Source organism: Bradyrhizobium diversitatis (assembly GCF_016031635.1).
Taxonomy (GTDB): Bacteria; Pseudomonadota; Alphaproteobacteria; order Rhizobiales; family Xanthobacteraceae; genus Bradyrhizobium; species Bradyrhizobium diversitatis.
The window spans coordinates 156333-169608 of record NZ_JACEGD010000006.1; the positions used below are offsets into that span (position 1 = coordinate 156333).

Annotated in this window: 9 protein-coding genes; 6 read left to right on the forward strand and 3 right to left on the reverse strand. The window is 59.1% G+C overall.

Annotated features, from left to right (window positions below; genetic code table 11):
* The first annotated feature begins 105 nt into the window (after positions 1-105).
* Positions 106-1395: a class I SAM-dependent methyltransferase gene (locus tag H1B27_RS07465; protein WP_061882156.1), complete on the forward strand. Its 1290-nt coding sequence runs from the start codon at positions 106-108 to the stop codon at positions 1393-1395.
* 27 nt (positions 1396-1422) lie between these two features.
* The gene (locus H1B27_RS07470; protein WP_197965537.1) at positions 1423-2793 is read left to right on the forward strand and encodes a DUF4910 domain-containing protein; all 1371 of its coding nucleotides are present in this window, start codon (positions 1423-1425) and stop codon (positions 2791-2793) included.
* Between the two features lie 418 nt (positions 2794-3211).
* Here the strand turns inward: H1B27_RS07470 and H1B27_RS07475 are convergent, their stop codons facing one another.
* Positions 3212-5245, reverse strand: a complete 2034-nt coding sequence (locus H1B27_RS07475) for an HlyD family type I secretion periplasmic adaptor subunit (protein ID WP_197965538.1) — start codon at positions 5243-5245, stop codon at positions 3212-3214.
* Positions 5246-5314: 69 nt separating this feature from the next.
* Complete coding sequence (locus H1B27_RS07480; protein ID WP_061882157.1) at positions 5315-7456, reverse strand: type I secretion system permease/ATPase; 2142 nt, start codon at positions 7454-7456, stop codon at positions 5315-5317.
* Positions 7457-7802: 346 nt separating this feature from the next.
* On the opposite strand from H1B27_RS07480, the gene H1B27_RS07485 reads away from it, so the two are divergent.
* The 4 genes from H1B27_RS07485 to H1B27_RS07500 all read left to right on the forward strand — a co-directional run bounded on the left by H1B27_RS07485 (position 7803) and on the right by H1B27_RS07500 (position 12678).
* Positions 7803-9158 carry a glycosyltransferase family 4 protein gene (locus H1B27_RS07485; RefSeq protein WP_197965539.1) on the forward strand — a complete coding sequence of 452 codons (1356 nt, stop codon included), beginning with the start codon at positions 7803-7805 and terminating at the stop codon, positions 9156-9158.
* 1 nt (position 9159) lies between these two features.
* A complete protein-coding gene (locus tag H1B27_RS07490; RefSeq protein WP_061882159.1) occupies positions 9160-10293 on the forward strand; it encodes a radical SAM protein in 1134 nt (377 codons plus the stop codon).
* Between the two features lie 17 nt (positions 10294-10310).
* Entirely contained in the window at positions 10311-11519 is a 1209-nt protein-coding gene (locus H1B27_RS07495) for a glycosyltransferase family 4 protein (RefSeq protein ID WP_197965540.1), read from the forward strand.
* Between the two features lie 391 nt (positions 11520-11910).
* The gene (locus tag H1B27_RS07500) at positions 11911-12678 is read left to right on the forward strand and encodes a hypothetical protein (protein ID WP_197965541.1); all 768 of its coding nucleotides are present in this window, start codon (positions 11911-11913) and stop codon (positions 12676-12678) included.
* Between the two features lie 39 nt (positions 12679-12717).
* On the opposite strand, the gene H1B27_RS07505 is transcribed toward H1B27_RS07500, so the two are convergent.
* Entirely contained in the window at positions 12718-12945 is a 228-nt protein-coding gene (locus H1B27_RS07505) for a cold-shock protein (protein WP_197965542.1), read from the reverse strand.
* Between the last annotated feature and the right edge of the window lie 331 nt (positions 12946-13276).

Here is a 13276-nt window from a genome sequence, read left to right on the forward strand (position 1 = left end):
CACGCTCGCAAAAGCCAGACGTGACTTGACGGTCGTCAATTGCCCCGGCCCGACCAACGTTAACGTGTCGGTGACATCACGGATTGCCACGGCAGGAGCCATAGAATGCTGAAGGAAGTGACATCCACCCTCGACGTCAAGGCACCGACTGCGCATGCAACCGAGTCGAGCTGCTGTCGTTTCTGCAGTGCGCCCCTTGAACGTGTGTTTATCGATCTCGGAATGTCTCCGTTGGCAAATTCGTATCTTCGGAACGAGAAAGCCAAGCAGGACGAGCGTTTCTTTCCATTGCGGGCCTACGTCTGCGGCGAGTGCTTCCTTGTCCAGCTCGAGGAGTTCGAGGCGCCGGAGAACATCTTCGGAGACTATGCCTACTTCTCATCCTACAGCGATTCATGGCTGCAGCATGTCAAGTCCTACGTCACTCGGGTGATCGACAGGTTCGGTATCGGGGCGAACAGCAAGGTCGTCGAGATCGCAAGCAACGACGGCTACCTGCTGCAGTACTTCGTAGAGGCCGACGTGCCGGTTCTGGGCATCGAGCCGGCTCAGAACGTCGCTGCCGTGGCGCGCGCGAAGGGCATTCCGACGCGTGTGGAATTCTTCGGTGAACGCGCAGCCCGTACCTTGCGACGCGAGGGGCTGCGCGCTGATCTGTTGATTGGAAACAATGTCCTGGCTCACGTGCCGAACTTGAACGACTTCGTCAAAGGCATGAGCCTTCTTCTCGCTGATGCGGGGGTTATCACGATGGAATTCCCCCATCTGATGCGCCTGTTCGACGAGTGTCAGATCGACACCATCTATCACGAGCATTTTTCATACTTCTCGTTCATCGCCGTCGAGAAGATCTTTGCGGCACATGGCCTGACGCTGTTTGATGTCGAAGAGCTGCCGACCCACGGTGGTTCGTTGCGAATCTATGCTCAGCACGCCAACAAGGGATGGCATCCGATCTCTCACCGGGTCCTGGACCTCAGGCGTCGCGAAATCGACGCCGGATATGCCAATCTTGATCACTACGACGCGTTCGAGGAGCGCGCCTTGGAAACCAGGCAGAAGCTTCTGTCGTTCCTTGAAGAGGCAAAGCGACAGGGCAAGCGCGTCGTCGGGTACGGCGCTCCTGCCAAGGGCAACACTCTCTTGAACTACTGCGGCATTACCACGGATCTCATTGAGTATACGGTCGACCGGAACCCGCACAAGCAGGGGTCGTTACTGCCGGGATCTCACATTCCAATCTTCGAGCCTGAACGCATCAACGTGACGAAGCCGGACTACATACTCATTCTACCCTGGAACCTGAAGCGGGAGATCGTCAGCCAGTTGTCGTTCGCCCGGAGTTGGGGCGCTCAGTTCGTGGTGCCGATACCCGAGCCCAGGATCGTGGATTGAACCCATTGGATCCGAGGGAGAGGGCGCATGGATGATATCGCAAGGCATGCAGACCTCGCGGATCTCAGGGAGAGTGACGCGGCCGTCGACCTGTCGGCGGACAAGACCGGACGCGCACTCCACGAGTTCATTGCAGATATGTATCCCATCTCCCGCAGCATAACGGGAGAGGGGACCCGAAGAACGATCGATCTCATCCGAAATTATATCCCGCTGACCACCTGCGAAGTACCGTCCGGCCTGCAGGTATTTGATTGGACTGTTCCACCGGAGTGGAACGTGCGTGATGCATACGTCAAGAATAGCGCCGGCGAGCGCGTGATCGACTTCAAGAAGTCGAACCTGCACCTTCTTGGCTACAGCGTCCCGGTGAGGGCGCGCATGACGCTCGACCAGCTCAGGCCTCACCTCTACTCGGACCCGGACAAGCCGGACTGGATCCCCTATCGGACAAGCTACTACCAGAAGACCTGGGGCTTCTGTCTTCCGCACAATCAACTATTGGCAATGCCCGACGGCGCATACGAGGTCTGTGTCGATGCGGATCTTGCCGCAGGCCATCTGACCTACGGGGATTTGAGATTGCTCGGCCGTACCTCGGACGAGGTGCTGATCTCCTGCCATATCTGCCATCCGTCGCTCTGCAATGACAACCTGTCCGGGATCGCAGTCGCAACCGCGCTGGCGCAGTACCTGCGGAGGATGGAGCTGAGGTATACGTATCGCTTCGTCTTCATCCCCGGCACGATCGGAGCGATCACCTGGTTGGCGCTCAACGAGGCTCATGTCGGGCGGGTGAAGCACGGATTTGTACTGACCTGCGCCGGCGATTCCGGCGCGATGACCTACAAAAAGAGCCGCCGCGGCAACGCAGAGATTGATCGAGCCTGGTCCTACGTGCTTGAGCAGAGTGGCGAGCCGTACGAAATTCAGGAGTTCTCACCTTACGGCTACGACGAGCGGCAATATTGCTCGCCTGGCTTCAACCTGCCGGTTGGGACTGTGATGCGGACGCCCTTCGGTAGGTTCGCGGAGTATCACAGCTCTGCCGATAATCTGGATTTCGTTCGCCCTGCCGCGCTGTACGATACTCTGACGAAGGCGATAGCAGCGATCGATGTCATCGAGAACAACGCCTGCTTTCGGAATGAAAAGCCATTCTGCGAGCCCAAATTGGGCAATTATGGCCTCTACGGTGGATTGGGCGGGCTCGCGGCCGGAGACTTCCAGATGGCGCTGCTGTGGGTCCTGAACATGTCGGACGGCGATCATTCACTCCTCGACATCGCTGAACGATCCAAATTGCCCTGGGAAGTGATAAAGAAAGCGACCGCCGCGCTGAGCCGGGCTGGTCTCATCAAGCAAGCCGAGCCGGATCTGCTGACAGCTAAAGCGTGACGGGATGCTTGATTGCTGCGTCGACAGCGGCGCACTCCCTCTCCCGCTTGCGCGAGCGGGCTGGGGAGAAGGTGTATCCCGAATGGACAGTCCCCGAGAGGAGCAAGCTCTCTCCCGGCGCACGGGACGAAGCTTCGCTTCGCCCGGGCGCGCCGACCTCTCCCGCGAGCGGGCGAGGTGAACGGCCCGTGGCGATCGATTGAACCTAAAGCCGCTTTAGTTTCGTCAGGGCGGGTGGTGTTTCGTCGCCGATGGAGGTCGAGACTGCTGAAGGGGTGACGAGCTGATGGTGTCCGCTGGAAGTCGCTCGCCAGCAGGTCGAACTTGAGCATTCCCGGACCGGCGAGAGAACTCGTGATCCAAAGGGCGGCGGTCATTGCCGGGTTGGCAGCGAGTGCGCTTTCATAGTGCTCACACGTTACCGTTCCCGCAGGCTTTCCTGCTTGTACCGCATGATCGGTGACAAGAGATAGCTGATGACACTGCGCGATCCGGACTTGATCTCGATGGTGGCAGCCATGCCGGGAGAAAGGCTGACACGCTTGTTCTCGATGTTCATGTAACTGCGGTCGAGCGACACCCGCGCCGCGTAGACAAGCTCCTGTCCGATGGGTTCGCTGCTTGTTGTCCCGGCACCGAAAGACTTCGAGTTACTGTTCTCCGGTGGCTTGTTGCGCGGAATGGCATCCTGGGAGATGCTGAGGACCTTGCCATGTAGCAGTCCGTACCGGGTAAAATTGAAGGTATCGATCTTTATGGCGGCGTCCTGGCCCGCCTCGACGAAGCCGATATCCTGATTCGAGATCATCGCCTCGACTTCGAGATTGCTATCGGTTGGAACGATCATCATGATTGGTTGTGCCGGAGTGACCACACCCCCAACCGTGTGAACGGCGAGTTGCTGTACTATGCCGTCGATCGGTGCCGTCAAATTTTGCAGGCCGGTGTGCCGTTCGGCCTTGATGACGTCCTGGCTCAGGCCGGCAGCCTTCTGTTCCGCCTTTGCGAGCTCCTCGAACAATGCGCGTTCGTACTCGGCAATGGTTTTGTTGCGAGTCTCCACCAGGACCGCGATGGCGGCATCCGCTTCGCTGAAGCGGCTTTGCTGAACGAGTATTTCCTGCCGTTGGCCGACCAGCTCCTGGTACTCCGTCAAATACTGCAGCTTGGATCCGAGTTCCTTCTGGTACAGCTGCTCGCGTATCTCGACGCGCTGCTGGAGCGGGCCGATTGTCGCCTTCAGCTTGTCGATCGACGCCTTCGAAGTGGCTCGTTCAGCTTCCCTTTGCGAGATCTGGCGGTCAATCGCGGCAATCTTGGCGGCTTGCTCGGTGTTCTGGCTGACGAGAAAGCGACGATGCATCTCGGTCAGGGCAGGTGTGGTCGACGATGGCGGGCTAAACGCAGAAGCTGGATCGGTCTTGTTCGACAGCAACGCCGTCAAACGGGCGGCGTCGAGCTGCGCACTCGTCAGGTCGCTCTTGAGGCGGTTCAGTTCTGCGGCCGTCATGGTCGCATCCAGATCGATCAAGCGCTCACCGGCTCTGACGGTTTGGCCATCCTGAACGTAGATTGCTCGCACAACGGCGGTCTCGAATGGCTGGATGGTCTTGGTTCGATCGCTCGGAATGATCTTGCCGGGAGCGATAGCGACAATGTCGATGGTGCCAAGGCTGGCCCAGAGCAAGGCGACGACGAAGCCGGCCGTGATGCTGATGACGATGGTACGTCCAACCGGCGAAGGAGGGCTCTCGACGATTTCGAGTGCTGCCGGGAGGAATGCGAGTGCTTCGCTCGGATGAGTCCCGCGAGAAGGCGTCAGCCCCGCGACGGCACGCCCGAGCTTGCGTGCGTGATCCGCGAATACAATGACGGCGCTCCCGCTGTTCGAGTTCCGGGGAGGCTCCGCCGGCGCGGCTGGCCGCTGCTTGAACATTGCTGGCGCGCGATCGGCAAGAGACGAAAGCATACCGGCCAGTCGTGCCCAGACGATCACGGAGCGTTCCTTTGAACGCCGGATGAACTCCAGGCAGTATCGCGAGAAGCGCAGGAGCCGAACGGCGAGTGCGCGTCGTTGTGCGACCACGACCAGTCGCCGGTCCCAATTCGCCTCGAGATCGTGTCTGGAAATGATGGACGGCCTCTCGGCGCCAGATGTCATCACCACAGCCTCGTGGCCATGCACCCTTCCGAGCAAGAGAAAGCCTCCGCCGCGAATCGGCAGGATGCCGGGTAAGGTCGATGCCGACAGTCCATCCCAATCGGTCTGGACACAGCTTGCAGAAAGATCAAGCTCCCTCGCGTAAGCGAGCATCTCCGGGACATCGATAGGCGCATGATTGAAGCGCTGGCGAATATGGTCGAGGCTGCTGTCGACACCACGCAGTCGGAGCAGGAGGTCGAGCACAAACAACCCCGGATCGTCGAACGTTCTTGCGGTTGTCTGTTTCATGCGGCCTCGTCGATGCTGACGTGAGCTCGACCGTCTCGCCTGTTGGTATCGGCGCTCGCGAAATGCGGACTATGTAAGGTCATGGAAGCCCGACTGTAGGCGGTAAAGCTTTGAATAACGTCCTCCGCTCTTGACCAGCTGCTGATGAGGACCATCCTCGACGAGGCGGCCATCTTCAATCGTGATGATCCGGTCGGCCATTCGTAAGGCCGATAGCCGATGCGCGATGATAAGTACGGTGCGGCCCTGTACGATTTTTGCCATGTTCTGTTGAACGATGTGCTCACTCTCATAGTCGAGTGCGCTGGTCGCCTCGTCAAAGATCAGGATCCGGGGATCGGTCACGAGTGCGCGTGCGATCGCGATGCGCTGACGCTGTCCGCCCGACAGGCTGCTCCCGCGTTCGCCGACTACGGTGTCGTATCCGTTCGGTAGCTGTAGAATGAAATTGTGTGCACCGGCCATCGTGGCGGCTTCAATTACACGCTCGGTCGATGTCCCGGGATCTGCGAAAGCGATATTTTCCCTGATCGAACAGTTGAAGAGGACGCTGTCCTGGAGAACGACACCGATCTGTCGGCGCAACCAGGCGGGGTCGACCTGAGTCACGTCGATCCCGTCGACCAGGACCCGGCCTCGCTCCGGGATATACAGGCGCTGCACCAGTTTGGCCAAGGTGCTCTTTCCCGATCCCGAGGAGCCCACTATTCCAAGGACCTGCCTTGCCGGAATGTGTAGCTGCACATCCCGAAGGATCTCCGGCCCATCGATGCGGTAGCGAAAGGTCACCTGTTCGAACGCAATGTCGCCTCGGATGGTACTCAGGGCCATTTTTCCGGGGCTGTAAACCGGTTCCGGCTCTGTATTCAGGATGTCGCCGAGGCGCGCGATCGAGAGCCTGGCTTGGTGAAAATCCTGCCAAGTTTGGGCCAATCGAAGGACCGGAGCGCTGATGCGACCGGAGATCAGATTGAAAGCAACCAGCTCGCCGACGGTAAGATCGCCGGCCATGACGAACCGGGCACCGAAATAGAGGATGGCCACGCTGACCAGCTTGTTCACGAGTTGGACCGATTGGCTGGATACGTTCGCCAGGCTGATGACACGAAAGCTCGCCGCGACGTACCCGGCCAGCTGTTGCTCCCAGCGGCGTTGCATCTGGGGCTCCACGGCCATCGCCTTGAGCGTTTCCATGGCGGTGACGCTCTCAACGAGAAACGCCTGGTTTTCCGCGCCCAGCTGAAATTTTTCGTCGAGCCGTCGCTGAAACAAAGGCGTCGCTCCGGCAGAAATCGCGACATAGACCGGAAGCGAGGCGAGAACGATTAAGGCTAGCGTCGGTGAGTAGAAGACCAGAACGGCAATGAAGACAACCGAAAAGGACAGGTCGATGATCAAGGTCAGAGCCGAGCTCGTCAGGAAATTGCGGATATTTTCGAGTTCCCTGACCCGCGCGACGGAGTCACCCACCCGCCGCGCCTGGAAGTAGCCGATCGGCAACGCCAACAGGTGACGGAACAGCCGAGCGCCGAGTTCGACATCGATGCGGTTGGTCGTATGAGAGAAAAGGTAGGTACGCAGAATCCCAAGGATCGTTTCGAACAACGCGGTCGCTAAGAGGCCGATCGCGAGTACGTCCAGCGTGCTCATGCTGCGATGCACGAGAACCTTGTCGATAACCACCTGGAAGAAGAGCGGTGATACGAGGGCAAACAGCTGAAGGCAGAACGATGCCGCAAGGACTTCGAGGAGCAATCGTCGGTATTTTCGAATTGCGCCGAGAAACCACGTTATGTCGAAACGCCGCGCAAGATCGGAAAGAGAAGCTCGACGCGTCATCAGAATGACCGCGCCGTCCCAGATGGCTTCGAGTTCCATCCGCGACATCATGACCGGTTGTGGGCGACCCGGCTCCAGCGCGATGACCCGCTCGTCGGTAGCCTTTCCGAAGATGAGAAATCTGTCCTCACGAAGGATGGCGAGCGCGGGCATCGGTAGACGGGTAAGCCTAGACCAATTGGTCCTGACGACGCGGGCCTTCAACCCAAGCTCCTTCGCACAGCGGAGAATCTCGGCGGCTCTGATAATAGTCCCGAATTGATGACGGATGCGCTCGGGATCCACGGCATGGCCGTTAAATCGGAGCATCATGACCAACGCGATCAACCCCTGATCGGGGGTTGCGTCAGTTGGCTCAAGGTGCTCGGGCATCCTCGCTCCGCATTGTATCGCGCAGTTGCGCTCCGGCAGTCACGGTGCAGTTCTCGCTGATTATGAAGATATGTCGTTCTGACGCTCGAGCGCGTCCTAGACGCAGCCGGTATCCGCAGAATTGGGCAGCATTCCGACTCGAAAAGGGCCATCTCCATCCTAGGCCACGCACCGGTACCAAGTTGACGGCCGTCAATACCGGCGCATAGCGGCCGCCTATCATGCTGCCGATGGTTGTAGTTGCGACGAGATCAGCCTTGCACCGCCCGATCGAACACCATTCTGCAGGCGTTGGTGTCCACCTTGCAGCGCGGCCTGTTTCGATCTCCAGACGAGGACCGCGGCGATGACGGAGCCTTCGTTCGATCTCAGCGAAGATGCCGCTGTTTCGGTGGCGCGCTCAAGGCGGGGTCCGGAGACGGAAGTTCCGTCTCGGAGACGAGAGCGGCCTGCCGGATCGGATCGACGCGCTCTGAAAGTGCTGTTTGCGAACAAGTTCTTCTTTCGTAACGGCGGCTCCGAAGTCGTGATGTTCGACGAGATGGAGTTGATGCGCAGGCGGAATGTCGACGTCGTCGAGTTCTCCATGAATGACGATCGAAACATTCCATCACGCTTCCAATCGTATTTCGTTTCGCAGAAGTCGTATCGCGCATCATCCAGGCGCGAAAAGCTGAGATCGGCGCTGTCCTTCATTCATTCATCCGAAGCTGTCTCGCAGATCAGGCGCCTCATCCAAGATCAGAAGCCGGACGTACTGCACTGTCACAACATCTATCACCAGCTGACCCCCTCGATCGTCACGGCGGCCGCGGATATGGGGGTTCCCGTCGTTCTCACACTTCACGACTACAAACCGGTGTGCCCCGTGTACACGCAGCTCAGCAACGGGCAGGTGTGTACGAGATGCGGGGACGGCGCGTTCGAGACGATTCTCGCGCGCCGCTGCGCCGACGGTTCTCTTGGGCGCAGCGCTCTGCTTTGGGCGGAGGCGCGCTATCACGCGCTGCTCGGAAGCTATCATCGCGTCGAAAAATTCATTGCGCCGAGCAGGTTCATGTATGAAGCCATCGTCCGCAGGTTCGGTGCGGCCAAGGTGGTTCATATTCCGAATGGAATAGATGCATCGGGTATCGATACGTCCGTCGGCGACGAGGAATACGCGCTGTATCTTGGTCGCCTGTCACCCGAGAAAGGCGTCGAGGATCTCCTTAAAGCCCATGCCGCAGCTCAGGGCGCCTGGCGGCTGGTGGTCGCCGGCACTGGACCGCTCCTTGATGAGTTTCGGCGGAAGTACCCGGCGGTGGAGTTCAGGGGGCACCTAACGGGCAGCGACCTTGAACGAACGATCAGCGAAGCCGGGGTGATCGTGGTGCCTTCAGTCTGGCACGAGAACAGCCCGCTCTCGATACTCGAGGCGATGGCGCACGGTAAGCCGATCATTGCTTCGCGCATTGGCGGAATTCCCGAGATGGTCAGGGAAGGGGCGACAGGTCTGCTGTTCGATCCTGGCAATGCGTCTCAACTCGCCGAAAAAGTCAGAGATCTTCTCCTCGATCGCAGCCGGCGCGAAGCGTTCGGTCGCAACGCACGGAGAATCGTCGAGGACGAGTACTCGCTCGAGGATCATGGCTCGGCATTGTTCTCGTTGTACGAGAATCTGATTGCAACAGCTGGCTTACATAGGAAAGTTGGATCATAAAATGGACCTTACCGTCATTTCCACGTTCCGCTGCAACTCCAAGTGTCAGATGTGCTACATCTGGCAGAATCCAACCGAGCCGAAGGAAGAGGTGTCGCTGGCCACGCTGTCGAAGCTTCCGTCCGGCTTCGACAATTTGAACGTGTCAGGTGGAGAGCCGACGCTTCGCAAGGACCTCGGAGAGATCATCGATCTTCTCTATCCGAAGGCAAGAGTGACGGAGATATCGTCGAACGGGCTGCATCCCGAGCGCCTCGTTCCGATCATCAAGAAACATCCCAACATCAAGGTACGCTTCTCGCTCGAGGGTGATCAGGAGACGAGCGACAGAATTCGCGGCGAGAAGGACGGTTACTACACCAAGATCGCCGGGCTTCGTATGCTGCGCGAGGCAGGAGGCACCGACCTCGGCTTCGCCATGGTCATTCAGGACGAAAACGTCGATCAGCTCGTCAACGTCTACGAGTTCGCTCGCAAGGAGGGATTCGAGCTGGCGACGTCGACGCTCCACAATGCCTGGCAGTTCTACAAGAACGACAATTACTTCTACGACCGGAAGGCAGTCGCCCGGAAGGTCGAGGGGCTCATCTCGGCGATGCTGCGTAGTCCGAAGCCAAAGAACTGGTTTCGGGCCTACCTGAACCTTGGCCTGATCGAGAAGATCCTTGGTCATGACCGGCTGATCCCATGCAGCGCAGGCAAGGATTTCGCTTTTATCGACCCCTGGTCGGACGTCTGGGCCTGCAACGTCCGCTCGGATCTGCCGATGGGAAATCTTGCGCGGGAATCATGGGACGAGATCATGAACAGCGAGACCGCTCAGCAGACACGGAAGAAGGTCGCGGGCTGTGAGCAGAACTGCTGGATGGTGACCACCGCGCGGACCGCGATGCGATCCAACCTGGTCCCTCAGCTTCCGAAGAGCGAGCCGCTGCTGTGGGTCCTCAAGAACAAGCTCAAGGTCTCGATGGGCAAGAGCATATGCTTTGATAGTTACATCAATTATTCCGACGTGCGCCCGTCGCCGCACGTCGAGCGAACGTCGTTCCTGAACAAGACTGTCAAGGCCCGGCTGGTCAAGGGCCGCGTGACGCCGGACGAGCATTACCCGTTGCGTACCTTTATGAACAATTAGATTGGAAGGAAGTCCAGATGAGCAGGCGTGAGATCTACATGTTCGGCTTCCGTGGCTTCCCTCAAATTCAGGGTGGTATCGAGACACACGCAGAGAATCTCGCACCAAGGGTGGTGGAGCTCGGCAGACGGGTTACCGTCTGCATGCGGTCGCCCTATGTTGCGTCGGATGTTCCCAAAGTGTGGAGGGGCGTGCGGGTCCTGCGGCTGTGGACTCTGAGCAACAAGTACGTCGAGACTCTGCTCCATTCCGTGGTCTGCGCCATTGTTGCAATGGTGCGGCGCCCGGCACTGGTCCATATCCATGGCATAGGTCCTGCAATCGTGACGCCATTGCTTCGTGCCGTCGGCCTGCGGGTCGTCGTCACGCATCATGGCGAGGACTACAACAGAGAGAAATGGGGCTGGGCGGCGCGCACGGTGCTGAGGACCGGCGAGGCGCTCGGAATGCGCTACGCCAGCAAGCGCATCGCGGTCAGCCGCAGCATCGGCGAGCTTGTCATGTCCAAATATGGCAAACCTTGCGAGGTGGTGCCGAATGGCGTGGTGTTCTCGGACATGCCACAGCAAAGCGAGAAGGTGGTCGAGCTGGGATTGGAGCCGGGACGATACGTATTGACGGTCGGCCGGCTTGTTCCCGAGAAACGACAACTCGATCTGTTGCGCGCATTCCTGGCGACGGCGCTGCCCGGATGGAAGCTCGCCATAGTTGGAAAGATCGACCACCGGAACGAGTACGCGGATCAGCTGGCTAGAGAAGCGGCCGGCCATCAGAACGTCGTCATGGCCGGATTCCAGACCGGCGACGGCTTGCGACAGCTCTACGCCCACGCCGCGCTGTTCGTCCTGCCGTCGTCGCATGAGGGGCTGCCGATCGTGCTGCTCGAAGCGCTCAGCTATGGATTGCCAGTGCTGGTAAGTGATATCGCACCCAACCTGGAGGTGGTCGCTGATCCCGAGCACATCTTCCATGTCGGTGATTGCGAGGAATTGGGTGCGAAGCTGCAGGCGCTGACGAAGACGCGTCCGAGCGCAACCGAGCGCGAAATCGTACGCCGCGAGAGCGCCGTGCGGTACGATTGGTCCGATATCGCATTGCGCACGCTGGAGATCTACGATGACCTGCTCGGCCGCAAGCGGCAGCAGGGCAATCTGTCGCGCGCAGGCTGGGCCAGCAGCAGCGCAAGGTCGCGACAATCGGTCTACGGCAGGCCCGCCAACAATTGAGCTCCCGCCAGCGGCCTCTCCGGCAAAGTCTGGCAGCATACTGGTGCGCGCCTTGCGTGATCCGGCTGACGTGACGCCGCGGCGGGGCTGGCGGCGCCGAGGATCGTGGCGGCTGCTCGGAGCCTGATTTCAGGCCGGGCGGCCTCGTTCTCATTGCTGAGATCCCGGCTTTTTGTTGTCGTCCCCAACTTTTGGCGATAGCGCCGGTCACGATCGATGGGCCGGCGTCCAAAGTCCGCTGCCCGCGATCGAAATCCTGGCGAGCCACCAGGTCTGCGACCGGATCCGATCGTTCGACCGGCCTCCGGCACGCGCTGGATTTCTTCCATTGCCCAAATAATAGACATAGATTGGGGCTTCCGAAAGCCGTTGGACCCTGAGAGGCTCCGCGTTGGGGATTCGCAGGCCCGATGATGCTGGCCAGGTGTCGAAGCGCCGGGCGTTGCTGGAATATGTGAAAATGAACAGGGTGGATGGGCTAACGCCCGGTGAGATTGACGAACGGATCGTTTCGATCATCGAACTGGCCGGTGAAGAGCTGATGCGCCAGTCCGATCCGTCGTTCGAATTCGTGCCCGAGCGGATGAGAGGGGGGATATTGACCGTTCATCAGCGCCTGAAAGCGGAGCTTGCAGCGCTCCTCAATCTGCGGACCGTATATGGCGATCTGATCGTTTGTCGCGTTGTTGCCGGCGACTATCCCTGGATCCACAACCAGTTGTCGCCGTATCAACATTTGAGGCTCGCGTGGCTTCAGCTCACGCAGCTGAGCAGCATGTTCGATCGTTCCTGGACCGAGCTTGATCGCCTTCACAACGAAACGTTAGAGTTGCTTTCTATCGACGTCGAAAGGGACGTTGCTGATGGCTCGCCTCAAGCGGTTGAGCGGAGCGCGCGGGCAGATCGCTGGTTCGAAGTCATGCCGCAACCTGGAGCGTCAGCGTCGGCGACCATGAGGATTGCAAGCGAGTTGTCGACTGACGTAGTCGTTGCGGAGTATTGCGACGCTGCGCGGCGCGATCTCTTGGAACAGATCGACGCGACCATACGAATCGTTGGTTCCAGCATTGCTTGTTTCTTGTCGCGCCACGGGGCCGAGCTGGTAGACCTCATTGATCGTTACAACGACATGATCGAGAACATCCAGCCCCGAAAGTGACACGAAGAGCTCGAACTTGAGATAGTACGAAAGCTCCATTCATCCGTCAGATTTGGCTTCATGGGCTCCGACCCGCAGGCGACTGGCAGTTACCCTGTCCGCGATGGAAACGAGTTCGTAGCTCACTCTTTGCCCTTCGATGAGCGTTGGCAGCCCAGCGTCTTCGACGGCGGACATATGAACGAATATGTCCTTGCCCCCGCCGTCGGGCCTTATGAAGCCGTAGCCCTTGAACTTGTTGAACCAGACTACGAATCCGTTAGCCATACGTCGAGCCTAGACCTCTGCTTGCGTCAACCGCTGCTACGCCTTGGTCGGGGGAGGGGCTGAGCTTCGTTCATCCAGATTGAGCCGGTGCTGCAAAATGCCGCGCACAACCGGAACTCTGCATTGAAATCTCGTTTCCTCACATTCTCAATATGCGGAGTCCTGCCGTGCGAATATCCCGCGTTGATGCGCAGCGCGCCCTCTGGCTTGCCTACGCTGTAGGCGCAAGCGCCTCAATACATTGCGTCGGCCGATGAACCCAGAGGGCTATCCCGCATCTCGCTCGGATGCAACTCATTGAAAATTGATTGTGTTCCAATGGGTCAGGTAG